Origin of the sequence: Acinetobacter amyesii, from assembly GCF_002018365.1 — a bacterium.
Taxonomy (GTDB): Bacteria; Pseudomonadota; Gammaproteobacteria; order Pseudomonadales; family Moraxellaceae; genus Acinetobacter; species Acinetobacter amyesii.
Window position 1 is genome coordinate 71,621 of sequence record NZ_MVKX01000012.1, and the last position, 24,604, is coordinate 96,224.

The window sequence follows — 24,604 nt, forward strand, 5'->3', positions numbered from 1 at the left end:
ATCAAAAGGGAAGCCTTGGACCTGCAAAAATCTTCCGAATTTCAAACAAATTGTTTTTATTTTATGCAAACGATGCACAGATTTTCATAAAGTTATTGACCTGAAAAATCCTTAATGTATTATACGTGGCTATGCGGGAATAGCTCAGTTGGTAGAGCATAACCTTGCCAAGGTTGGGGTCGGGAGTTCGAGTCTCCTTTCCCGCTCAAAATTTTTTCATTCGGTTTTTTATTTAAAAAATTGGATAGACTCCGCGGGAATAGCTCAGTTGGTAGAGCATAACCTTGCCAAGGTTGGGGTCGGGAGTTCGAGTCTCCTTTCCCGCTCCAAATTTTTTTCGATTCAGTTTTTTAGTAAAAAAACAGGATAGACTCCGCGGGAATAGCTCAGTTGGTAGAGCATAACCTTGCCAAGGTTGGGGTCGGGAGTTCGAGTCTCCTTTCCCGCTCCAAATTCAAAAAGCCCTCATCGAAAGATGGGGGCTTTTTTATTGCAGAATGAAAACATCCCTATCAATTTCCAGCCCTTTTTTAATCTTTGCATAGCTCTATGATGTTGAGTATCAATTGGAGTTCAAAATGGCTGCCACTCAAAAAATAAAAACAGCTAAGCCCCTGTCTTAGATATATTATTTTTAAGGTTGAATATCTACAAAGTTGCTAACACCAGATTTACATCATCAATACTCTTGTTGTTTTTCCTACATCTATTGTTTTAAATCAAACACTTATTTTATCAAATCTGCATAATTTTTATGCAGATTAAATGCTAAACAGACATTTTGCTAAGTTAAGAATAATCCATCATTTAAAGAATCACGCATTTACGAGTAGCGTTTTGATATCTATTAAAGGTGTCATTATGTCTCATTTAATCTCTGAAAATATTCATGTTATTGAAAATGACTTAGAAGCAATTCATGCAGCGTATCACGTTGCAGATTTTGCTTTGGAAGGTCGAAATGAACGTGATCAGAACCGCCTACTGCCTTTTGCAGAAATCGACTTATTCAGTCAGAAAGGTTTAGGCGGCATTCGTATTCCCAAAAAATTTGGCGGTGCCTACGTGTCTAACAAGACACTGGCGCAGGTTTTTCGCATTATCAACAAAGCAGATTCTAGCGTGGGCCAAATTCCACAAAACCAAATTGCCTTGCTGTATATGATTGACCTCATGGGAACGGATGAGCAAAAAACCTTTATTTTTAATGAAATTTTACAGGGAAAACGTTTAGCCAATGGTGGCCCAGAGCGCAATACCAAAGATACCAAAACCTTAAATACAACGCTGCGCATTGAAAATGGAAGGTATGTGGTCGATGGTGAAAAGTTCTATTCGACTGGCAGTAGTTTTGCAGATTGGTTGGCAATTAAAGCCGTTCACCCTGAAGGTCATGTTGTCCTGACCATTATTGATCGACATGCTACAGGCGTAGAAGTAACTGATAATTGGAATGGTTTTGGTCAACGCACAACGTCAAGTGGCACCGTCAAACTAAACCATGTGGCAGTAGACCCCCTATTAATTTTTGATGAACGTAAGCTTTCTGCAGGGCCAACGTATCGAGGTGCCTTTTCGCAATTGATGCAAGTTGCAATCGATGTCGGGATTGCGGAAGCTGCCTTTGCAGACACCCTTTCTGCGGTACAAAAAGCCCGTCCGATTGTGGATGCACAAGTTGAGAAAGCCAGTTTTGAGCCCTACACCCTACAAGAAGTGGGGAAATCTGCAGTTTTATTGGATGCTGCGATTTTACTTTTAGATGAAGCCGCAGATTACCTCGATGAATTAGATCAGCTTGTTCAGGTGAGTGAACAACAAGCTGCTCTGGCTTCGATTCGTGTCGCAGAAGCCAAAATCTATGCCAATGATGCAGCCTTACAGATCTCTGAAAAACTCCTTGAATTAGGCGGCAGCCGTGCAAGTTTGAGTGCCCATAACCTTGATCAACACTGGCGCAATGCCAGAGTACACACCTTACATGATCCTGTGCGCTGGAAGCTGCATACCTTAGGCGACTATTACTTAAATCATAAATTACCTGCACGCCATGCGTGGATTTAAGGAGAATTCTGATGACCTCATTTCCAAATATTAATTCGCTACAGGCCGCATCAACAACACCTGCGCATATTATTCAGTCCGATGCAGAAGCGATTGAAATTGCAAAACAATTGGCCGAACAATTTAGAAAAAATACCGTGCAACGTGATGCCGAACGCATACTCCCTTTTGATGAAATCGAGGCCTATAGCCAATCTGGACTCTGGGCAATCACGGTTCCCAAAGCTTTTGGCGGTGCCGAAGTTTCAAGTGATACCGTGGCGCAAGTGATTGCGCTTATGAGTGGTGTTGATGGTTCAATTGGACAAATTCCACAAAACCATTTTTATGCACTAGAAGTATTACGAAACACCGGTACAGCTGAACAAAAGCAAAAGCTTTATGCCGAAGTGCTTGCTGGCGCACGTTTTGGCAATGCCTTAGCCGAGTTTAAAACCAAAACCGCTGCGCAAAAACAAACGTCGATTCGCCCTCATGACGATGGTTTTGTAGTGAATGGTGAAAAGTTTTATTGCACCGGCAGTTTATTTGCGCATCGCATTCCCACATTAGTCAAAGCCCCTGATGGTCGTGAATATTTAGCCTTTATTGCACGTGAAAGTGCAGGTCTAGAGTTGATCGATGATTGGACAGGGTTTGGACAACGCACCACGGGTAGCGGCTCTGTTAAATTTCATCAAGTTGCGGTTCCTGCCACAGATGTCATTCCCTTTGATCATGCATTTACGGAACCGACATTGGTGGGGCCATTTGCGCAAATTATGCATGCTGCGATTGAAGTCGGGATTGCCCGTGCAGCCTTTGAAGAAAGTTTGCGCCGCGTACACCAAGCTCGACCATGGATTGATTCCGGTCTTGATCTTGCAAGCGAAGATCCTTTAACCAAATACGAACTCGGTCGCATTGCTGCAGATGTTCGCGCCAGTGAGGTCTTGCTGAAACAAGCCGCTCGTGCCATCGATGCTGCTCGCCCACAGCCGAATGCCGAAAACATCGCAAAAGCTTCTCTAGATGTCGCGAAAGTGCGTGCGCATAGTACTGAAACCGCACTTAAAGCGGCTTCAAAATTGATTGAGCTTGCAGGCAGCCGTGGCAGTCAGCGTGAAGATGGTCTAGATCGTTTTTGGCGTAATGCACGTGTTCATACCTTGCATGATGCAGGGCGATGGAAATATTTCTTCATTGCCAATTACCTCCTGAATGGCGTATTGCCCCCACGTCGAGGGACCTTGTAATGAGCCAAATCACGATGGCAGATACCCGATCACATACAGCCAAGAAAATTTTACTGAATGCCTTCGACATGAACTGTGTCGGGCATATCAATCATGGCTTATGGACCCATCCACGCGATGAGTCGCACCGCTTTAATGAACTGAGCTATTGGACCGATCTTGCCAAAACCTTGGAGCAAGGGCTGTTTGATGGGCTATTTATTGCGGATATCACCGGGGTCTATGATGTTTATGAAGGCAATATTGATCTCACACTTAAAGAGTCAATCCAACTGCCGAGCCATGACCCCAGCACCCTGATTTCTGCAATGGCTGTAGTCACTGAAAACTTAGGTTTTGGTGTAACAGTCAATTTGAGCTATGAAACGCCTTATCAATTTGCACGTCGATTTGCCAGCCTAGACCACCTGACCCAAGGCCGAATCGGCTGGAATATCGTGACGGGATATCTAGACAGTGCAGAACGCTTGATTGGGCAAAAAGGCTTGAAAGATCATGATCTACGCTATGAACAAGCTGAAGAGTTTTTGCAGCTTTGCTATAAGTTTTGGGAAGGTTCTTGGGAAAATGATGCGGTTCAAAAAGATAAAGCTCATCGCATCTTTAGCGACCCAAAAAAAGTACATGCCATTCAACACCAAGGGAAGTTCTATCAAAGCCAAGGGGTATTTCAAGTTTCTCCATCGATTCAGCGCACCCCTGTGTTGTATCAGGCCGGTGCTTCACCACGTGGTTTAGCTTTTGCTACGCAACATGCAGAAGGCATGTTTATCGGTGCGGACAGCGCTGAAAAAGTCAAAAATCAGGTACAAAAAATTCGCAGCCAAACCGCAGCGCAAGGTCGTGACCCACAAGCCGTGAAACTCTTTGTTGGCATTACGGTAGTGACCGCAGAGACCGATGAGCTCGCCCAAGAGAAATTGGCTGAATACATTCGCTATGCCAATCCTGAAGCGGGACTGGCACACTTTTCCAGTTCGATTGGGATGAACCTCGCCAATTTTGCAGAAGATGAAGCCATTCCGTATCAGCAGACCAATAGCATCGCATCGGTCAATCAAAAATTTAAAGAGCAAAAAATTACTCGCCAAGATTTGCGTGCTCAGCACGTTCTAGGTGGGCGTTATCCGCTCTTTGTCGGGAGTGGCACCAACGTTGCAAAGCAGTTGATTGATTATTTGGATGAAACTGGCATCGATGGATTTAATCTGACTCGCACCGTTGCACCTGAGTCACATCAAGATTTTATCCGTTTGGTCATTCCTGAATTACAGCAACGTGGTCGCTATAAAACTGCATATGACACCGGTAGTTTGCGGCAAAAACTGTTTCAACAAGGTGACCATTTAGCCACGACACATCCTGCTCATCGCTATCGATGTCCCACTTTCGACGCGGGATCTCAGGCAGCACTTAAAAACGTTGAGACAGCATAAGCTGCACTTAAAAAACAAAATTTTAGTCAAAAAATTTAATTATTTCGAAATATAGAGGTGTGCCATGGCACAAACAGCAAAATCTAAATTCACACTGATTGGTGTAATCGTGGCCATCTTGGTGATTGGCTTAGTTATTTGGAATCAACAAAAGAAAAGTCATCAAAGTGAATTGGTGATTGGGATTAGCCCATCTTTTGCTAAACCCTTACAAGTCGCCGCAGATGAAGCCAAGCAGCAAGGACTGAACGTGAAATTGGTGGAATTTTCGGACTGGAATACCCCGAATATCACCCTAAACCACGGCGATATTGACGCGAACTTTTTCCAACATCAGCCGTTTCTAGACAATGCAAAAAAAGAAACGGATTTTAAAATCAAAGCCTTTGATGTCGGTGCTGCTACCCATGTCGGACTGTATTCAAAAAAGTATAAAAACTTTGCTGATTTACCCCATAAAGCCAAAGTGGTGATTCCGAATGATCCGGTCAATCAGGGCCGTGCCTTACAACTGTTACAGCAAGCCAAGCTCATTGAACTGAAACAGCCAGATAACTTTTTATCGACTTTAAATGACATTGCAGCGAATCCTAAACAGCTTCAATTTATTGAGGTGGAAGGCCCTCAAACGGCACGTGCAATTGATGATGTCGATCTGGCTTTTGGCTATCCACATTATTTACGTCTAGCAAAAACTGCCGATCCTGAAAATGCCTTACTGTTTGACTCCAACACTGACAAGCGTTTTGCCATCTTATTTGCCGTACGTGATGACTATGTAGATCGTGACGATAAACTGCGTAAATTTGTCGATATTTATCAAAACTCACCTAAAGTTAAACAAGCATTGGACGCAGATTTTGGTGCAAAACTGTGGTTCCCCGGTTGGAAATAAGGAGTCGCTCATGGTGAGTTTCGGTTCATCGGTTGAATTTGCCGTCCCCCATATCCAAATCAAAAATTTAAATAAATTTTATGATGTGCAAGGACAGCAAGTTCACGCCTTAAAAGATATCAATCTGAATATTCCACAAGGCAAAATATTCGGCATTATTGGGAAAAGCGGCGCAGGTAAATCTTCGCTGATTCGAACGCTGAATGGCCTAGAACAAATCAGTAATGGTAGTATTCACATCCATCAACAAGAATTGTCTCGCCTAAATCACGTAGAGTTGATTGCTCTGCGTCAACGCATAGGTATGATTTTTCAGCATTTTAATTTGATGTCTGCCAAAACTGTGTATGACAATATCGCGCTGCCCCTTAAAATTGCTAATTTCAGTCAAGCTGATATCGCTCAGCGAGTGAATGAAGTGCTGAAGCTGGTGGGACTCGAGAATAAAGCAGCGCACTACCCTTCTCAACTTTCCGGTGGGCAAAAACAACGTGTCGGGATTGCACGAGCGCTAGTTCATCATCCGGAGATTTTACTCTGTGATGAAGCGACTTCTGCACTCGATCCTGAAAGTACCTCTGTTGTGCTGTCTTTGCTTAAAGAAATTAATCAAAAGCTCGGTATCACCATTGTGTTGATTACCCATGAAATGCAGGTCATTCGCGAGATTTGCGATCAAGTTGTGGTGATCGATCAAGGCGAAATTGTAGAAGCAGGAAAGGTTTGGAAAGTATTTTCAACGCCTCAGCAGCAGATCACACAAGAGTTACTCAACCTTGAACAGCTTGATTTACCAAGCGATATTCAACCACAGCCTTCAGATCCAAATGATCAAATCATTTTAAAATTACGCTATGAATCGACACTACAACAGTCACCGGACTTAAAGTTTATTTTTGATCAATTTCAGGCGCCAGTACATCTGTATCAAAGTCATATCGATAGTATTCAAGGGCATTTAATCGGTTCGTTGATTGTTGCTGTGGACAACAGCCATTTAGAGATCAACGCCTTATCTGAACAACTTAAACACCATATCGCACAGATTGAGGTACTCGGCTATGCACGACCAACTCATTGATTTACTGATTAGTGGAACCATTGATACCTTACTGATGGTCGGCGTTTCAGCCTTTGTGGCCTTTCTAATCGGCCTGCCTTTAGCGGTCGTATTGGTGTGTAGTGCTGAACACGGGATTTATCCTTCCAAAAGCCTAAACCACACGCTAGGCTGGCTGGTCAATATTACCCGTTCGGTGCCTTTTCTGATTTTAATGGTGGCGCTCATTCCGCTCACGCGCTTTATCGTGGGCACCAGTTATGGCGTTTGGGCTGCTGTCGTGCCTTTAACCCTTGCGGCCACGCCTTTTTTTGCACGTATAGCTGAAGTAAGCTTACGTGAAGTCGATCAAGGTCTGATTGAAGCCGCTCAAGCCATTGGATGTAATCGCAAACAAATCATTTGGCATGTGCTGCTCCCTGAAGCACTTCCCGGCATTGTTGCAGGCTTTACCGTGACCTTGGTGACCATGATCAACTCTTCTGCCATAGCAGGGGCGATCGGTGCAGGTGGTTTGGGGGATATTGCTTACCGTTACGGTTATCAACGCTTTGATATGCAAATCATGTTGGCAGTGATTGTGGTCTTGGTCGCGATCGTGATGCTGGTTCAAGCCTGTGGTGATCACATTTCCAACCAATTGGATAAACGCAAAATTTAAAACGCCCCTCACGATTATTTTTCGTATTTCTTAGAAAAAAACCGTGTCGCTACACATAAAAAAATACCCTAATCTGGATTAGGGTATTTTTTCGATCAGATGCAAAATCGATTCTGTTTAAACAGAATCTTTAGACCAAATTAATAGGTCACACGGACATAATCACGATATTCAGGTTTCCAGAAATTCGCTTCAATCGCATGTTCTAGCACTTCAACGCTGACATTTGGTGCAACACCATCAGCAATCGCAGCCAATGCGACTTTCAATGCGATTTTCTTCGAAATATCCTGTAAATAATCCAAACTTGGCAATAAATCGGCATTTGGATCTGCCAATTTTGGTGAACAGTCTGCCAATGCCGTACTAGATGCCATCAACATATTTTCCGTCACACGTTTCGCCCCAGATGCAATCACACCGAGACCAATCCCCGGGAAAATATAGGAGTTATTGCACTGTGAAATATGATGAATCTTGCCGTGATAATTCACTGGTGCAAATGGACTGCCAGTCGCTATCAGAGCCTTACCTTTAGTCCACTCAATAATATCTGCAGGCACCGCTTCGACACGCGATGTCGGATTAGATAATGGCAACACAATAGGCTGTTCACAATTCGCAGCCATCGTTTCAATGACCTCTTGGCTAAACAGTCCCGGTTGTCCCGAAACCCCAATCAATACAGTCGGTTTAGCATGTGTGACCACATCCAATAGCGAAATGACTGAATCTGCATTTGCCCAATGTGCGACGTTATCCGGTGTTTGCGCAAGTTTGCGTTGGAAATCTAAAAGATTCGGCTGATTTTCAGTAATTAAACCAAAGCGGTCGACCATAAACACCCGCGCACGTGCTTGAGCATCGGTTAAACCTTCCGCCACCATTTGCTTGATGATCTGTTCTGCAATCCCACAGCCTGCTGAACCTGCCCCTAAGAATGTGACAATTTGATCTTTGAGCTGTTTACCTGCTGCGCGTGATGCTGCTATTAAACTTCCGACAGACACTGCTGCTGTCCCTTGAATATCGTCATTGAAGCAGCAAATTTTATCGCGATATTTTTCCAGTAAAGGCATCGCATTTTTTTGTGCAAAGTCTTCAAATTGAATCAGCGCTTTAGGCCAACGTTGTTGTATGGCTTTAATCACGTCATCGACAAATTGATAATATTCTTCACCACTGATACGAGGCTGACTCCACCCCATATAAATCGGGTCATTCAAGAGCTGTTGATTATTGGTTCCGACATCTAAAGTAATCGGCAATGTATAAGCTGGACTGATCCCACCACATGCGGTGTACAGTGACAACTTACCAATCGGAATCCCCATCCCCCCAATGCCTTGGTCACCAAGACCAAGAATACGTTCACCGTCCGTAATCACGATCACTTTCACATTCTTTTTATTCACGTTATGAATAATTTGATCGATATGATCACGGTCAGGATATGAAATAAAAATCCCACGATGACGGCGGTAAATGTCCGAGAAGCGCTGACATGCTTCACCCACTGTTGGCGTGTAGATGATCGGCATCATCTCACTGAGGTGGTTTTCAATTAAGTGATAGAACAATGTTTCATTGGTATCTTGAATATTGCGCAGGTAGATATGCTTATTGATATCACTATTAAATGCACAATATTGCTGATAAGAACGCTGACTTTGCTCTTCAATGCTTTCAGTAACGTGTGGAATTAAACCGTGTAAATTAAAGCTCTTCCGTTCATCTTCATTAAACGCAGAACCTTTATTTAAAAGTGGGAGTTCTAAAAGTGTATTTCCGGCATAAGGAATATATAAAGGTCGTTTCGTTTTCAAATTTTCACTGGGCATTATTTAACTCGTTTAATTAATCTTTTGTTTCGCACTGCAAAAAGCGAAATGCACAAAAGTGACTATCTCGTTATTTGTTATAGCCTATCCTGATTCGAGTGCTTTTGGGCATTTAGTAAATTGATAGTAGTTTTAGTTAGATTTTATAATCTGATAACTCGATCATGCATCTAGTCACAGCAACGCCTATTTTGGCTTAAATTTATACGACTTTTAGCGAATCTCAGAAAATAATAAAAATAATTAATGATTAAATTTCAATCAATTAAATAAATTCAATACAAAGCCCTAAATTTGGTAGGTCTTTGGTAGGTGTGAATTTAAAACATCCCTCGCAATACTCAGTTTAGGTGAGTATCACCCATAACAAATGACAATGAATGGTAGAAGGAATCGCACCATGGCTTTTAAAAATATTGCAGATCAAACAAACGGTTTTTACATCCCTTGTGTTTCACTTTTTGGCCCCGGCTGCGCTAAAGAAATAGGCGCAAAGGCGCAAAATCTTGGCGCAAAAAAAGCGCTCATCGTGACCGATGCCGGTCTATACAAATTTGGTGTGGCAGACACCATTGCCGCATATTTAACTGAAGCTGGCGTAGAAAGTCACATCTTCCCGGGCGCAGAACCCAACCCAACTGACACCAACGTACATAGCGGTGTTGATGCCTACAATGACAATGGCTGTGACTTTATTGTCTCTCTCGGCGGCGGTTCTTCTCATGACTGTGCCAAAGGCATTGGCTTAGTCACTGCAGGTGGTGGTCATATTCGTGACTATGAAGGCATCGATAAAAGTACAGTCCCAATGACTCCACTCATTGCGATTAATACCACCGCAGGTACGGCATCAGAAATGACCCGTTTCTGTATTATTACCAATACTGACACCCACGTTAAAATGGCGATTGTCGATTGGCGTTGTACGCCTCTTATCGCCATTGATGACCCGAAACTAATGATTGCAAAACCTGCGGCGCTCACTGCAGCAACCGGTATGGATGCATTAACGCATGCGGTCGAAGCTTATGTTTCTACAGCAGCCAATCCTATTACCGATGCTTGTGCTGAAAAGGCCATTGCAATGATCAGTGAATGGCTCAGCCCTGCCGTCGCCAATGGCGAAAACCTAGAAGCACGTGATGCGATGAGCTATGCACAGTACTTAGCTGGGATGGCATTTAACAATGCATCTTTAGGTTATGTCCACGCGATGGCGCACCAACTCGGCGGCTTCTACAACTTGCCACATGGTGTATGTAATGCCGTGCTGTTACCACACGTTTGCGAATTTAACCTGATCGCCTGCCCTGACCGCTATGCACGTATCGCGCAGCTCATGGGTGTGCCAACCGACGGTTTAACGGTGACTGAAGCGGCTTATGCAGCGATTGCAGCAATCCGTGAACTCTCTGCTTCGATTGGCATTCCATCGAGCCTTTCTGAACTTGGTGTGAAAGAACAAGACCTCAGCATCATGTCTGAAAATGCGCAAAAAGATGCCTGCATGCTAACCAATCCACGTAAAGCGAATCATGCTCAAGTGGTTGATATTTTCAAGGCAGCGCTTAAAGCCAATGCTTCTGTGGTCGACTTCAAAGCGGCCGTTTAAGTTAAGCCCAAAAAGTCTTCATGTTTAAGTGACCCAAGTGCCTACATTACCCTTTGAGTCTGGTGATGTAGGCTCAACTGAATCCATTTCACCTTTTATTTCAGGAAAGCGACCATAGATTGGTTGCTTTCATACTGAGGTCACTCTTTTTAGTCCGCAAAAACAGCATCGATTATTCATTTGACAAAAGCTCATGGCTCATCAAGGATAAAGCATAATGTCCAATAATATTGATGAGTATAATAATGAGCCATTCACCAATTCAGTATCAGCCTGATATTTTGGGCGCAGGTTATGAACAAGCCACGCTGACCTTCCCAGATGATTATGAAGGCCCAGTGGTTGCCACACTGGTTCGAAAAAAAGCAGCGGCTCCTACCTCCAAAGCGGTGCTCTATATCCATGGCTTTATCGATTATTTTTTCCAAACCGAAATGGCTGAACGCTTTAATCAGCACGGTTTCGACTTTTATGCCTTAGATTTAAGAAAATATGGTCGCTCCATCCGCCCGCATCAAAAATACTATAATGTGCATGCACTGTCTGAATATGATGCCGAAATAGATCAAGCCTTAGCGATCATTGCTGATGAAGGTCATGATGCCTTACTGCTCTGTGGTCATTCAACCGGAGGCTTAACTACCACCTTGTATGCGGCGCATCATCAAAATCATCCTTTAATTCAAGCCCTTTGGGTTAACAGCCCATTTTATGATTTCAACATGAATCCAGTGAAACGCGCACTGGGTATTCCACAGCTGAGTAAATTGGCAAAAACCTTTCCCAATTTAAAATTTCCGAGTGAACTGAATAAATGGTACACCGCCAGCTTACACCGTGAACTCAAGGGTGAATGGGACTTCAATTTAGACTGGAAAAAGACCCGCTATCCAATGGTGTATTTAAGTTTCGTGCGGACAATCTATGAGGCTCAAAAAGAGATCCACCGAGGTGTCAGCCTAGATGTACCAGTCTTGGTCATGCACTCGCATCAAACACAAAACCCAAAACGATGGGGTAAAGCAGCGCAGACCAGTGATGTGATTCTAGGAGTAAAAGACATCCAAAAATATGCCAAGAAAATTCAGGGCGATGTCACCATTCAAAGCATTCACAATGGCTTGCATGATTTAGTGCTTTCGGAAAAAACTGCGCGAGAACAAGTCTATAACCAGCTCTTTCAATGGCTGGCCAATAAAGGTCTTTAACAGCCTGTATGATGTTGCGACTTACTGTTTTAATTTCAACAAGGTCTGATGTACGGGATGCGATCTCGGCATCAGCTCGATCAGACGTTCAACCGCATCAATAGCTTCAGGAAAGCGCGCGACATGCTTGAGCAGAACATCTGTTTCTTTGGCATTAAAAATTGCTTGGCTTAATCGTGACTCAAGACAATCACGCCATGCCCCTAAAAAAGGACTTTCGGTTTTGGCCAAGAAAACCCCTGAACACAGTTTTAATGCCGAATCGAGATAACCGGCATCTAAAGCTTGCTCGGCTTGTAAAAAATCCGCTTCGACTTGCGCCAATAAACGATAGGGTCTTGAGCCTAACATACCGCCCAAAATATCACGAAGCTGCGACATTTCCGCTTTTAAAGTCCCAACACTCACCTTACGTTCACCATATAAGGCTTGATGCAAAGTATCTAAGGTCATGCCTTGCGGACATAGCGCCAAGATGGTCAAAATTTCAATTTGCCGTGGGGTCAGCACCATCACTTTGCCATTAAATAACACTTGCGGCACAGCAAAGGCCCGAATGTACAAATGCTGTTTTTGAAAATCGAGCAAAGCCGATTGAATAATCGAAGCGCAGCGTTCAGCCGCAAGTAGGCCTAAACTATTGTGGTTTTTCCACACGGTGGATAAATCAACCACACCTAAAATTTGCTGCGTATGTGGATCGATAATCGGTGCTGCATAGCAGACCCATTCATGTACTGATGGCATGTAATGTTCATTTGAAAACACGCAACTCGACTGTTGCGTTTTTAAAGACAACGCTAAAGCATTGGTTCCGACCAATTCTTCGCGCCACTGCCCACCTGCAATAAAATGCACGCTTTCCGCAGCACTTTGCATTTGCCGACTCGACGCACTCCAAATAATCGTGCTCCCTACATCGCCCACGGCAAGTACCATCGACGACTGTTCGGCAATGTGTTTTAAATCTTCGGCACAATGTTGCAACGCATGATGCAATGCCGACTGTTGTTGACTTTGGGGGCTTAAATTTACCAAAGGCGCAGCACTCCGATTTTCCGGAATTTCTGCCTGCGCCGATCGCTGCCAAGAACTCGCAATGCTCTCATTCAATTGCGAGGTTTGCTGCTTTGACAGACTCATGCCCTGTCTTAACCGTTCGACATTCTGTCGTTTTTCAGATAAATCCTTCTGTATCATCATTCATTATTCTCACAACAATTCATGACTAAAAATCCGTTTCCCGGCTTTTGTTTTTAAGACTGAAAAAAAATATTGTAAACCTTCTTGTCTCCAACCTTTTTCCAACCTTATACAGGCTATGCTAATCAAATAATGTACAAAAGTACCTTATACCAAAGCTGTAGATTGCCACAGATGGGCAGCCCAACAAGATCATAATAAACAAGCAAAGGAAAATTCATATGCGTTATGTCGATCCTAATCAACCCGGTTCAAAAGTTCAGTTTAAAGCTCAGTATGAAAACCTGATTGGTGGCCAATGGGTCGCGCCAGTGAAAGGTGAATACTTTGAAAATATCTCCCCTGTAGACGGTAAAGTTTTTACCAAAGTGCCACGTTCTTCTGCTGAAGATATTGAATTGGCTTTGGATGCAGCGCATAAAGCCAAAGCCCAATGGAATGCCTCTTCCCCAACCACACGCTCAAATATTTTATTAAAAATTGCCGATCGACTTGAAGAAAACCTAGAGCTCCTTGCGGTCGCAGAAACATGGGACAACGGTAAACCGATTCGTGAAACCTTAGCCGCTGATATTCCACTGTGTATCGATCATTTCCGTTATTTTGCCGGTTGTATCCGTGCGCAAGAAGGCGGCATTTCTGAAATTGATGAAAATACCATTGCTTACCATTTCCATGAGCCACTTGGCGTGGTCGGGCAAATTATTCCGTGGAATTTCCCAATCTTGATGGCGGCTTGGAAACTAGCTCCAGCATTGGCTGCGGGTAACTGCATCGTGTTGAAACCTGCGGAGCAAACACCTGTCAGCATCTTGGTCTTGGCTGAACTCATTCAAGACTTACTCCCACCGGGCGTGCTGAATATTGTGAATGGTTATGGTGTTGAAGTCGGTCGTCCACTGGCGACCAACCCACGCATCTCAAAAATCGCCTTCACGGGTTCAACCGCTGTCGGTCAAATGATCATGCAATATGCGACTGAAAATATCATTCCTGTGACTTTAGAACTTGGCGGAAAATCGCCAAATATCTTCTTTGAAGACATCATGGACAAAGACGATGAGTTCCTTGATAAATCGCTCGAAGGTTTTGCCATGTTTGCGCTGAACCAAGGTGAAATCTGTACCTGCCCTTCACGTGCTTTGGTACAGGAAAGCATTGCTGATCGATTCTTGGAAATGGCTGTCGAACGTGTCAAACGTATTAAGACCGGTCATCCTTTAGACACTGATACCATGATCGGCGCACAAGCATCGCAAGAGCAGCAAGATAAAATCTTGGGCTGTATTGCGACAGGTAAAAATGAAGGTGCTCAGCTGATTACTGGTGGTGACCCACGAAATGAAGTCGGTACAGGTTTCTATATTGAGCCAACGATTTTTAAAGGTACCAATGACATGAAGATTTTCCAAGAGGAAATCTTTGGACCAGTACTTTCTGTTGCAACGTTTAAAGATTTTGATGATGCCATTAAAATTGCCAATGACACGATTTATGGTCTAGGTGCTGGGGTTTGGTCGCGTTCAGCACATACTTCATATCGTGCGGGTCGTGCCATTCAGGCAGGTCGTGTATGGACCAACTGTTATCATATCTACCCTGCACACGCAGCATTTGGTGGCTACAAAAAATCAGGGATCGGCCGTGAAAACCACAAAATGATGTTGGATCATTACCAACAAACCAAAAACCTATTGGTGAGCTATGACACCAAACCAATGGGCTTCTTCTAAATCTTGATTTAATCCAGAGCATAAAAAAGCGAACCGAGGTTCGCTTTTTTATTTCAATTTTTTAATTGATCTAGGCATGTATCACCAAGCGTTACTGCGCGTGTAACGCATCCTCTACGAAATGTAGATGATCCACACCCCAATATAGCTCATCATTCACAAACCAACTCGGTGCGCCAAAAACACCCCGTTCAATGGCTTCTTCGGTCACCACTTTCAGCTCAGATTTGACTTTTTCATCATCCAACCACTGTTTCACTTGTTCTGCACCTAGCCCCAGTTCTTGCATGAGTTGCATGAAGATGGTGAGATCATTTAAATTGCGGGGTTGCCCAAACATGGCATCAAAAACACCCGTCGCCACTTGCACGAAGTTTTCAGGCTGAAACAGCTGAACGGCTGTGAGTAAGCGCATCAATTGCAAGGTATTGATTGGAAAATAAGGATTCATCTGTACGGGTATCTGCCATAGCTTTGCCCAACGTTGAAGATCAATCATGGAATAACGTGCCTTAGCAGGAACCGCCATCGGGCTACTATTGCCTGTGGCTTTAAACACGCCACCAAGTAGCATCGGCTTCCAGATCAGCTCGGCTTGATACTGCTGTGCAATCTGTTGAATGCGATGAAAACCGATATAACTATATGGGCTGCCGACATCAAAATAAAATTCAATGACTTTCATTTTTTTCGTCCTTTTTTTTGCTTATTTTCCTAATATTTTTAAATCAGTGCTTACCAACGTTCCATCCACGGTCGCAGATCTAATTCATGCGTCCATGCATCTCGTGGTTGCTGTGAGAGATGCCAATAATTTTCCGCAATATGTACTGGATTTAAAATACCATCTTGCGCTTTTTTTGCGTACAAATCGGGAAAAGTATCTTTAATAAAGTCGGTATCAATCGCCCCATCAACCACCACATGCGCCACATGAATATTTCTTGGCCCTAGTTCACGCGCCATGCTTTGTGCCAAGGCACGAAGCGCATGTTTTGCGCCAGCAAAAGCGGCAAAGCCAGCCGCACCGCGCACACCTGCTGTTGCGCCAGTAAAAATAATCGTGCCAGATTCACGGCTCACCATGCGTTTTGCCACTTCCCGACCCGTTAAAAATGCCGAGAAACATGCCATTTCCCAAATTTTGAAATATTTACGTGCTGTTTCTTCCAAAATACTACATGGCACATTGGCACCGATATTAAAAACCATCACCTCAATCGGGCCAATGTTTGATTCAATGTGCTCGATGAGTTCAATCACTTGCTCTTCTTTTCGAGCATCCGAACCAAAGCCAAAAGCAGTCCCTCCCTGCGCTTGAATTTCAGCTATTAAGGGCTGTAATTTGTCCACATTACGCCGCGTCATACATGCGGTATAACCACCACGAGCAAAGCGCTTGGCAATTTCACCGCCGGTGGCATCTCCTGCACCAATGATCAATGCCACACCTTTGGCAGGCTTAGATAAATGATTATTTCCCATGACGATCTCCTCGTGCTGGATAGTTTTTATATTCCACGTGCGATCAATTTTATTGAATAACGATCGTTACTATAACGAATACTATGTTATGATTAATTTATCGTCAATCATAATTTTTAGGGTCATGCACATGCGCTATAAACCCGAATACAAACAACAAAAACGACAAGAATTGCTCAACATTACGGGGCAAATTGCGAAAAAAAATGGCTTTGCAGCAACAGGTGTTGACGGCTTAATGCAAGCTGCAGGTGTGACCAGTGGCGCATTCTATTCACATTTTTCGTCAAAACAGGATTTACTCAAAGCATTGGTTGAATATGAATTGCAGCAAAGCTTTAACTTGTGGCAAAGCAACCCGCATCACAATGCAGCCGACTGGATTAATTTTGAATTAGACCGTTACTTAACCCCTTCCCACCTTGAACATCCTGAACAAGGCTGTGTTTTGCCGACACTTGCGACCGAAGTAGCTCGTGCAGATGACACGATTAAACAGGCCTATGAAAAGGAATTACTGCGCGGTCATGCTTTATTTAGTACACATTTGGCGAGTGAAGAAAAAGCTTGGGCCATGATGTCTCAATTGGTCGGTGCGGTTTTAATTGCACGGGCAATGCATGATCCCGAATTACAAAAAAGCATTTTGCAGGCCAATAAAATGATCATTCAAGATTATTTAGCTGCACACTCAGCTGCATAAGTAACGATTATTTTATGTGATCCTTCATGTAGTTAAGCGATTAAACGCTTCCGACAAATTGTCAGCTTCCTTTGGCTTAATTATTCAATATCCGTATAAGGTTGCCAATTTTTATGCTTTTCAATCGCTTAAAGATTGGGCATAAATGGCACAATTCAAATAAAGTCCTCTTTTCAAGGTTCTGACGACTGTGTATAACAATGAGCCATTAAAGGAAAATGATAAGCATAGGCAAAGAACGCAAAAAAACGTTAGACTATGCAACAATCAATGCAAGTAAATGTCATTCGAGACAAACAAAAAGGTGAAGATTGATGCCGCTCAATACTGTTGAAGAGCTCGTAGCTGATATTCGTGCAGGAAAAATGGTCATCCTGATGGATGATGAAGATCGTGAAAATGAAGGCGACCTTGTTATCGCTGCGACCCACGTACGCCCTGAAGATATCAACTTCATGATTACGCATGCGCGTGGTCTTGTGTGCTTAACGCTCAGCAAAGAGCGTTGCCAACAGTTAAATCTACCACTCATGGTAGATGCCAATGGTGCACAGCACGGTACCAACTTTACCTTGTCGATTGAAGCAGCAAATGGCATTTCAACAGGCATCTCACCTGCTGAACGTGCGCACACCATTCAAACGGCGGTGGCAGCACATGCTAAACCGGCGGATATTGTACAGCCAGGCCATATTTTCCCGCTGATGGCGCAGCCTGGTGGTGTCCTTCACCGTGCAGGTCATACTGAAGCCGGTTGTGATTTATCGCGTTTAGCAGGTCTTGAACCAGCTTCGGTGATTTGTGAAATCATCAATGAAGACGGCACCATGGCACGTCGCCCTGATCTTGAAGTTTTTGCTGAAAAGCATGGCTTAAAAATGGGGACGATTGCGGACTTAATTCACTACCGCATGACCAATGAGCAAACCGTTGAGCGCATTGATCAACAAACTTTAGATACTGAATATGGTACTTTTGAATTGTTCCGTTACCGTGAAATTGGTAACCCAGACATTCATTTGGCACTGGTTAAAGGCGAACCGAAACAAGGCGTAACCACAGTCCGTGTACATGGTTTCAGCCCAGTTCGTGACTTATTAAAACTCAATAAACAAGATGGCGCTCCGGCGTGGAATCTCGATAAAGCACTCAAAGAAATCGCATCCAGCGATCGTGGTGTTTTAGTGTGGATCGGTCAGCGTCATTTACAGGACTTAGGTCCTGCTTTAGAAAATTTAACTGCACCGAAAAATGTTAAATCCAATGCAGCACTGTCTCAGCAGTATCAAACCATTGGTGTCGGGGCACAAATTTTACGTGATTTAGGCGTGGAAAAAATGAAGCTTCTCAGCTCGCCACTACGCTTTAATGCACTATCAGGTTTTAACTTAGAAGTGGTGGAATACATCACCGCAAATCAAACATCAGAGAAATAATCGAGGTTGCTATGGCAGTTCGCCGTATTGAAGGTATGTTACATCTCGCGAACGAAGACCGTTATGCGATTTTAGTTGGTCGTTTTAATAGCTTTGTTGTTGAACATTTGCTAGAAGGTGCCGTTGATACATTGAAACGTCATGGCGTATCAGAGGATAATATCACTGTTGTTCATGCACCGGGTGCTTGGGAACTTCCTGTGGTTGCGAAGAAACTTGCAGCTTCAGATCGTTTCGATGCCATCATCGCGCTTGGCGCAGTGATTCGTGGTAGCACGCCTCACTTCGATTTTGTTGCTGGCGAATGTGCCAAAGGTTTAGGCGTTGTTGGTCTAGACACTGGCTTACCAGTAATTAATGGTGTATTGACTACGGATAGTATTGAACAAGCGATTGAACGCTCAGGTACAAAAGCAGGCAATAAAGGTAGTGAAGCTGCCTTGACTGCTATTGAAATGGTTAACTTGTTAAAGGCTATTTAACGCTATGTCGCAAACACTTCAAGCAACTTATGCAGCAAAACGTAAAGCACGTCGCTTTGCTGTACAAGGAATTTATGAATGGCAAATGAGCCGCAATCCTGTCCATGAGATTGAAGCACGTACACGTGTGGATAATGCCATGCACAAGGTCGACCTCGGCTATTACCACGAGTTATTGACCGAGGTTGTTGCCAATCATGAAGCATTGGATGCGCTTTTAATCCCTGTGCTCGATCGTGAAGTAGACGCTTTAGATGGTGTTGAACTTGCAACACTTCGTCTTGGTGCATATGAACTCAAAGAACATCTTGAGATTCCATATCGCGTCGTGTTAGATGAAGCGATCGAGTTAGCTAAACATTTTGGCGGTGCAGACAGCCACAAATACATCAATGGTGTATTGGATCGTTTAGCGACTACATTGCGTGCAGCAGAAAAACAACAAGCTAATTAATTTTTTAAGTAGTACGTTGTATGGCTGAGTTCTCGATCATTGATACCTATTTTAATCGTCAGAATATCAATTCTGTCGATTTAGGGGTCGGTGATGACTCAGCCTTGCTCACCCCTCCTCCACAGCAACAATTGGTCATCTGTGCCGATACACTGGTTGCTGGGCGTCACTTTCCCCTCGACACAAACCCACATGCCATCGGCTGGAAATCTGTTGCCGTCAATCTCTCTGATATTGCTGCAATGGGCGCCAAACCGCACAGTATTTTATTGGCATTGAGCCTACCCCAAATTGATCATGACTGGCTCAAAGGCTTTAGTCAGGGTTTATATGATTGTTGCGATCAATTTGGTGTGAGTTTAATTGGTGGTGATACCACACAAAGTCCTCATCTGACGATTTCAGTCACAGCCCTTGGCTGGGTAAAATCAGGACAAGCTGTCCCACGTTCAGGTGCCCAAATCGGTGATTATATCTGCGTCAGCGGACAAGTCGGTGATGCTGCATTTGGCTTAAACCATTTAGGTCATCGCTTACAACGCCGTTTAGATTATCCCACACCACGTTGCTTATTGGGCCAACAGCTCAAAGGCTTAGCCAACAGTATGATTGATGTCTCTGATGGGCTCGCACAAGATTTAGGACATATCCTCGCTGCTTCACACGTCGGTGCAGAAATTGAATTAGATCAACTTCCTATCGATCCCGATGTAAAACAATTACAACAAGAAATGCAGTGGCAATACGCACTCGCGGGTGGAGATGACTATGAGTTATGCTTTACAATAAGTCCGCAGAATTATAAAAAACTTCTGCAACTAAAATTAGATGTAAACATTAGTAAAATCGGTCAAATCACCCCTAATTTGGGAATCCGTTATAACAACCACGGTGTTGACCAAGTCATAAAATTTAAGGGATACCAGCATTTTGCATAAGCCAGCCATTAACTTTAAATCCATGTCTTGGTTTAACCGGGTCATCGCCTTTTGTGGCGTGGGATTTGGCTCGGGTCTTGCACCCAAAGCACCGGGTACCTTTGGCTCTGCTTTTGCTTTGTTGTTTATTCCCGGTTGGCTTGCAATCGGCTTTCTCAACTCCATTATAGTCATGATCATCATGTCGATTATTGGTATCTATATTTGTGGTCAAACCGCCAAAGTCATGGGTGTTCATGACGATGGCCGCATCGTATGGGATGAATTTGCCGGTCAGTCCATTACCTTCCTCCCGATTTTATATCTTGGGCAAATGAGCTGGACTTGGGCATTGATTGGTTTTGCTTTATTCCGTTTATTTGATGTCTGGAAACCGTGGCCTATTCGCGTCATTGACCGTCAGGTCGGTGGTGGCTTTGGCATCATGTTTGACGACATTATTGCAGGTCTTTGGGCCGCGCTTTGCATCTGTATTTATTTTTATATTTTGTCTATGTAATAGAAACACCTAGGATTAAACATGTCTACTAGCGTTATTATTCTTGCTGCAGGTAAAGGGACACGTATGCGTTCTCGTTTACCCAAAGTATTACAACCACTCGCAGGACACCCACTACTTGGCCATGTCATCAACACTGCGAAAAAACTAAATGCAGAAGAAATAATTACCATTTATGGGCATGGCGGTGAATTGGTTCAAAACGCGTTTGCACATGAAAATGTCAAATGGGTTGAACAAGCAGAACAATTGGGTACAGGCCATGCAGTCAAAGTGACTCTGCCTGTCTTAGCAAAAACCGGGATTTCTTTGATTCTCTCGGGTGATGTGCCTTGCATCACTGAAGCAACATTACAAAAACTATTAGATGCATCTGCTCAAACCGGCATTGGCTTAGTAACTTTAACAGTTAATGATGCGACAGGTTATGGTCGAATTGTACGTGAAAATGGCAAAATTCAAGCCATTGTTGAACACAAAGATGCCTCTGAAGAACAACGTAAAATCAAAGAATTTAATACCGGTATTTATGCCGTAAGTAATGCTAAATTGCACGAATGGTTGCCAAAATTAAGCAATAATAATGCGCAAGGTGAATATTACCTGACCGATATCGTTGCCATGGCGATTGCAGACGATCTCGAAGTGGCATCTGTTGAACCAGAACGTGCGTTCGAAGTGGAAGGTGTCAATGACCGCGTACAATTGGCTGCCCTTGAACGTGAATTTCAAGCATTCCAAGCTAAACAACTAATGCAACAAGGCGTTCACCTGATTGATCCTGCACGTTTCGACTTACGTGGCACACTGACTGTTGGTCAAGATGTCCGTATCGATATTAACGTGATTATTGAAGGTGATGTTGAACTTGGTGATAACGTTGAAATTGGTGCAGGCTGTATCATTAAAAACACCAAGATTGAGGCAGGTACTAAAGTTCAACCGTATAGTGTTTTTGACAGTGCCATTGTTGGTGAAGACGCTCAAATCGGTCCATTTGCACGTTTACGCCCAGGCGCAAAATTAGCTGCAGAAGTACATATTGGTAACTTTGTTGAAGTTAAAAATACCACTGTCGGGTTAGGCTCAAAAGCCAACCACTTTACCTATTTAGGTGATGCAGAAGTCGGTGCTGGTTCAAACATTGGCGCAGGCACCATTACCTGCAACTATGATGGCGCAAACAAATTTAAAACCATTATTGGTGACTCAGCCTTTATCGGCTCAAATAGCTCATTAGTCGCTCCTGTCACCATTGGTCATGGTGCAACAGTGGGTGCTGGCTCAACCATTACACGTGACGTGGCAGACAATAGCCTTGCGGTAGAACGTTCGAAGCAATTTGCCAAAGAAAACTATCAACGTCCCCAAAAATTGAAGAAATAAGAGGATTAAATTATGTGCGGTATTGTCGGTGGCGTCGCAGAACGTAGTATTACCAATATTTTAATTGAAGGCTTAAAGCGTCTTGAATATCGTGGCTATGACTCTGCGGGTTTAGCGCTGATTAATAAAGGCCACGTTCTACGTGAACGTCGCGTAGGTAAAGTTGCAAATCTTGAACAAGCCGTTGAAGAAGCAGATATCGCAGGTTCAGTCGGTATTGCACATACGCGCTGGGCAACCCATGGTAAACCGACTGAAAATAATGCCCATCCGCATATTTCAGGTAATGTTGCTGTAGTTCATAACGGTATTATTGAAAACTATCAAGAGCTTAAAGATGATCTAGAAGCGCTTGGTTATGTTTTTACCTCACAAACTGATACAGAAGTTGTTGCGCATTTAGTCAATGACGCTTTAAAAAGCACTCCGAGTCTTTTGGAAGCGGTTAAAAGTGTCGTGCCTCAACTCAAAGGTGCTTATGCACTGGGTATAGTACATACCGACCATCCTGATGAATTAATCACGGTACGTGAAGGCTCACCACTCGTGATTGGTGTCGGTATTGGCGAGAACTTTATTAGCTCGGATCAATTGGCACTTTTACCGATTACCAACCGTTTTATCTACCTTGAAGAAGGTGATATTGCACGTTTGACACGTAATACCATTGAAGTATTCGTCGATGGTAAATTAGTGAATCGACCAATCAAAGAGCTTGATGCGACTGTAAGCAATGCTTCAAAAGGTGAATATAAGCACTATATGCTCAAAGAAATTTATGAGCAGCCTGAAGCGATTAAACAAACGATTTCACAAGCCTTAAATGGTAATGCGCTTCGTGATGATTTCCTTGTCAATGCAGCTCAAGATTTCAGCCAAATTCAACAAGTACAAATCATCGCATGTGGTACCAGCTACCATGCCGGCATGATTGCTAAATATTGGTTTGAACAACTGATTGATGTACCTTGCCAAGTCGAAATTGCCAGTGAATTCCGTTATCGCTCGCCTGTGATTGTGAATAACACACTGTATGTTTGTATTTCTCAATCAGGTGAAACAGCCGATACTTTAGCTGCACTGCGTGATACGCAAAAGCGTGCAGCAGCGAAGAGCTTGAATATCACCACCATGACCATTTGCAACGTGGCAACCTCGTCGATGGTACGTGAAACCAACTACAGTTTGTTGACGCTCGCAGGCCCTGAAATTGGTGTTGCTTCGACCAAAGCATTTACCACACAGCTTGCGGCATTAATGCTATTGGTATTGAAAATAGGCCAAATTAAGCAAAGCATTTCAGCTGACCGTGTTTCTGAAATTATTGCAGCGCTTTGGCATACACCAAAAGTGATTTTAGATACTTTACAAAATAATGCTGAGATTCTACGTCTATCAGAATTATTTGTTGAAAAAAATCACTGTCTATTCTTGGGTCGTGGAACTGAGTTCCCTATCGCCCTTGAAGGTGCTTTGAAACTTAAAGAGATTTCATATATCCACGCAGAAGGTTATGCGGCTGGTGAATTAAAACATGGTCCATTGGCACTGGTTGATAATGATATGCCTGTGGTGATTCTTGCTCCACAAGATGACATGTTGGATAAACTCAAATCAAATATGGAAGAAGTTCAAGCGCGTGGTGGTGAGTTGTTTGTCTTTGCCGATGAAAACAGCGGGATCAAAGCGAAAGATCGTCAACACGTGGTTTATGTGCCAAGTGTGAATGAAATCTTGGCACCGATTGTGTATAGCATTCCAGTACAACTGCTCTCTTATCATGTTGCAGTGCTACGTGGAACAGATGTCGATCAGCCACGTAACTTGGCGAAGTCTGTGACGGTGGAATAAAATTTAAAGTCTAAAAAAGGGAGCTTATGCTCCCTTTTTTAGACGCGCTTTTCAAGTATATCCATTGAGATTGTAGATTTTACTTCAAACTATCACGTCAGATTTATTCTAATCCCTATTGAGTAACCCACCACTATTCTGATTATCCGAAAAACCGCACCGAAAATAAGCCCGAAAACACAAAATCAAAGTGCTTACTCGTTACATAGTCTTAATTAAATAAGTAAAGAAAATATATTCAAAATACTCTAGTGAATTTTGCTAACTATCGCCTCGTTCATTTAATCAACTATACCAACCAAATATTTTGAAGCATTGATTTTCTAGAATTCGCAGATTTTTTAGCACATCTAGAATAGTACGGAATAAATTATATAAATATGATAAAACCAAATTTATGGTATATCAGCTATAAACTTGTA

The 24,604-nt window shown here is 43.3% G+C and carries 21 protein-coding genes and 3 tRNA genes; 20 read left to right on the plus strand and 4 right to left on the minus strand.

The features are described 5' to 3' along the window. Positions 1-133 precede the first annotated feature (133 nt). From B1202_RS15610 to B1202_RS15650, 9 genes are all read left to right on the plus strand, one after another. A tRNA-Gly gene (locus tag B1202_RS15610) sits at positions 134-206 on the plus strand. Positions 207-253: 47 nt separating this feature from the next. Continuing rightward, positions 254-329: transfer RNA gene (locus B1202_RS15615), tRNA-Gly, on the plus strand. Between the two features lie 46 nt (positions 330-375). After that, positions 376-451, plus strand: a tRNA-Gly gene (locus tag B1202_RS15620). A 410-nt stretch (positions 452-861) separates the two neighbouring features. After that, positions 862-2,064 carry an SfnB family sulfur acquisition oxidoreductase gene (locus tag B1202_RS15625; protein WP_078191520.1) on the plus strand — a complete coding sequence of 401 codons (1,203 nt, stop codon included), beginning with the start codon at positions 862-864 and terminating at the stop codon, positions 2,062-2,064. An 11-nt stretch (positions 2,065-2,075) separates the two neighbouring features. Continuing rightward, on the plus strand, positions 2,076-3,299 hold the full coding sequence (locus B1202_RS15630) for an SfnB family sulfur acquisition oxidoreductase (RefSeq protein WP_078191521.1): 1,224 nt from the start codon (positions 2,076-2,078) through the stop codon (positions 3,297-3,299). Positions 3,300-3,313: 14 nt separating this feature from the next. Next, positions 3,314-4,735, plus strand: a complete 1,422-nt coding sequence (locus B1202_RS15635; RefSeq protein WP_078191561.1) for an LLM class flavin-dependent oxidoreductase — start codon at positions 3,314-3,316, stop codon at positions 4,733-4,735. 64 nt (positions 4,736-4,799) lie between these two features. After that, a complete protein-coding gene (locus B1202_RS15640) occupies positions 4,800-5,630 on the plus strand; it encodes a MetQ/NlpA family ABC transporter substrate-binding protein (RefSeq protein ID WP_078191522.1) in 831 nt (276 codons plus the stop codon). Positions 5,631-5,640: 10 nt separating this feature from the next. Further along, entirely contained in the window at positions 5,641-6,711 is a 1,071-nt protein-coding gene (locus B1202_RS15645) for a methionine ABC transporter ATP-binding protein (protein WP_078191523.1), read from the plus strand. Next, positions 6,692-7,351, plus strand: a complete 660-nt coding sequence (locus tag B1202_RS15650; RefSeq protein WP_078191524.1) for a methionine ABC transporter permease — start codon at positions 6,692-6,694, stop codon at positions 7,349-7,351. The genes B1202_RS15645 and B1202_RS15650 overlap by 20 nt, the downstream gene beginning before the upstream one ends. 140 nt (positions 7,352-7,491) lie before the next feature. Here the strand turns inward: B1202_RS15650 and B1202_RS15655 are convergent, their stop codons facing one another. After that, complete coding sequence (locus B1202_RS15655) at positions 7,492-9,192, minus strand: NAD-dependent malic enzyme (protein WP_078191525.1); 1,701 nt, start codon at positions 9,190-9,192, stop codon at positions 7,492-7,494. A gap of 400 nt (positions 9,193-9,592) precedes the next feature. Here B1202_RS15655 and mdh point away from each other — a divergent pair, with 400 nt between their 5' ends. Further along, entirely contained in the window at positions 9,593-10,804 is a 1,212-nt protein-coding gene (gene mdh / locus B1202_RS15660) for an iron-dependent methanol dehydrogenase (protein WP_078191526.1), read from the plus strand. 245 nt (positions 10,805-11,049) lie between these two features. Beyond that, positions 11,050-12,012 carry an alpha/beta hydrolase gene (locus tag B1202_RS15665; RefSeq protein ID WP_078191527.1) on the plus strand — a complete coding sequence of 321 codons (963 nt, stop codon included), beginning with the start codon at positions 11,050-11,052 and terminating at the stop codon, positions 12,010-12,012. Positions 12,013-12,033: 21 nt separating this feature from the next. Here the strand turns inward: B1202_RS15665 and B1202_RS15670 are convergent, their stop codons facing one another. After that, the gene (locus B1202_RS15670; RefSeq protein WP_078191528.1) at positions 12,034-13,215 is read right to left on the minus strand and encodes a helix-turn-helix domain-containing protein; all 1,182 of its coding nucleotides are present in this window, start codon (positions 13,213-13,215) and stop codon (positions 12,034-12,036) included. Between the two features lie 221 nt (positions 13,216-13,436). On the opposite strand from B1202_RS15670, the gene B1202_RS15675 reads away from it, so the two are divergent. Further along, complete coding sequence (locus tag B1202_RS15675) at positions 13,437-14,948, plus strand: aldehyde dehydrogenase family protein (protein WP_078191529.1); 1,512 nt, start codon at positions 13,437-13,439, stop codon at positions 14,946-14,948. A gap of 91 nt (positions 14,949-15,039) precedes the next feature. On the opposite strand, the gene B1202_RS15680 is transcribed toward B1202_RS15675, so the two are convergent. Together B1202_RS15680 and B1202_RS15685 are read right to left on the minus strand one after the other, a co-directional pair. Continuing rightward, positions 15,040-15,633: a 2-hydroxychromene-2-carboxylate isomerase gene (locus B1202_RS15680; protein ID WP_078191530.1), complete on the minus strand. Its 594-nt coding sequence runs from the start codon at positions 15,631-15,633 to the stop codon at positions 15,040-15,042. Positions 15,634-15,683: 50 nt separating this feature from the next. Further along, complete coding sequence (locus tag B1202_RS15685) at positions 15,684-16,433, minus strand: SDR family oxidoreductase (protein WP_078191531.1); 750 nt, start codon at positions 16,431-16,433, stop codon at positions 15,684-15,686. Positions 16,434-16,563: 130 nt separating this feature from the next. On the opposite strand from B1202_RS15685, the gene B1202_RS15690 reads away from it, so the two are divergent. From B1202_RS15690 to glmS, 8 genes are all read left to right on the plus strand, one after another. Continuing rightward, positions 16,564-17,136, plus strand: coding sequence for a TetR/AcrR family transcriptional regulator (locus B1202_RS15690; protein ID WP_078191532.1), 573 nt, complete (start codon positions 16,564-16,566; stop codon positions 17,134-17,136). A 314-nt stretch (positions 17,137-17,450) separates the two neighbouring features. Then, positions 17,451-18,572, plus strand: coding sequence for a bifunctional 3,4-dihydroxy-2-butanone-4-phosphate synthase/GTP cyclohydrolase II (ribBA, locus tag B1202_RS15695; RefSeq protein WP_078191533.1), 1,122 nt, complete (start codon positions 17,451-17,453; stop codon positions 18,570-18,572). A gap of 11 nt (positions 18,573-18,583) precedes the next feature. Then, positions 18,584-19,054 (plus strand): 6,7-dimethyl-8-ribityllumazine synthase, encoded by a 471-nt coding sequence (ribE, locus tag B1202_RS15700; protein ID WP_067765591.1) that lies wholly within the window; start codon positions 18,584-18,586, stop codon positions 19,052-19,054. 4 nt (positions 19,055-19,058) lie between these two features. Then, the gene (gene nusB, locus B1202_RS15705; RefSeq protein ID WP_078191534.1) at positions 19,059-19,508 is read left to right on the plus strand and encodes a transcription antitermination factor NusB; all 450 of its coding nucleotides are present in this window, start codon (positions 19,059-19,061) and stop codon (positions 19,506-19,508) included. A gap of 20 nt (positions 19,509-19,528) precedes the next feature. Further along, positions 19,529-20,446, plus strand: a complete 918-nt coding sequence (thiL, locus tag B1202_RS15710) for a thiamine-phosphate kinase (protein WP_078191535.1) — start codon at positions 19,529-19,531, stop codon at positions 20,444-20,446. Between the two features lie 22 nt (positions 20,447-20,468). Further along, a complete protein-coding gene (locus B1202_RS15715) occupies positions 20,469-20,945 on the plus strand; it encodes a phosphatidylglycerophosphatase A (RefSeq protein ID WP_078191562.1) in 477 nt (158 codons plus the stop codon). 21 nt (positions 20,946-20,966) lie between these two features. After that, complete coding sequence (gene glmU, locus B1202_RS15720) at positions 20,967-22,331, plus strand: bifunctional UDP-N-acetylglucosamine diphosphorylase/glucosamine-1-phosphate N-acetyltransferase GlmU (protein ID WP_078191536.1); 1,365 nt, start codon at positions 20,967-20,969, stop codon at positions 22,329-22,331. A gap of 12 nt (positions 22,332-22,343) precedes the next feature. After that, positions 22,344-24,182 (plus strand): glutamine--fructose-6-phosphate transaminase (isomerizing), encoded by a 1,839-nt coding sequence (gene glmS / locus B1202_RS15725; protein ID WP_078191537.1) that lies wholly within the window; start codon positions 22,344-22,346, stop codon positions 24,180-24,182. Positions 24,183-24,604 lie beyond the last annotated feature (422 nt).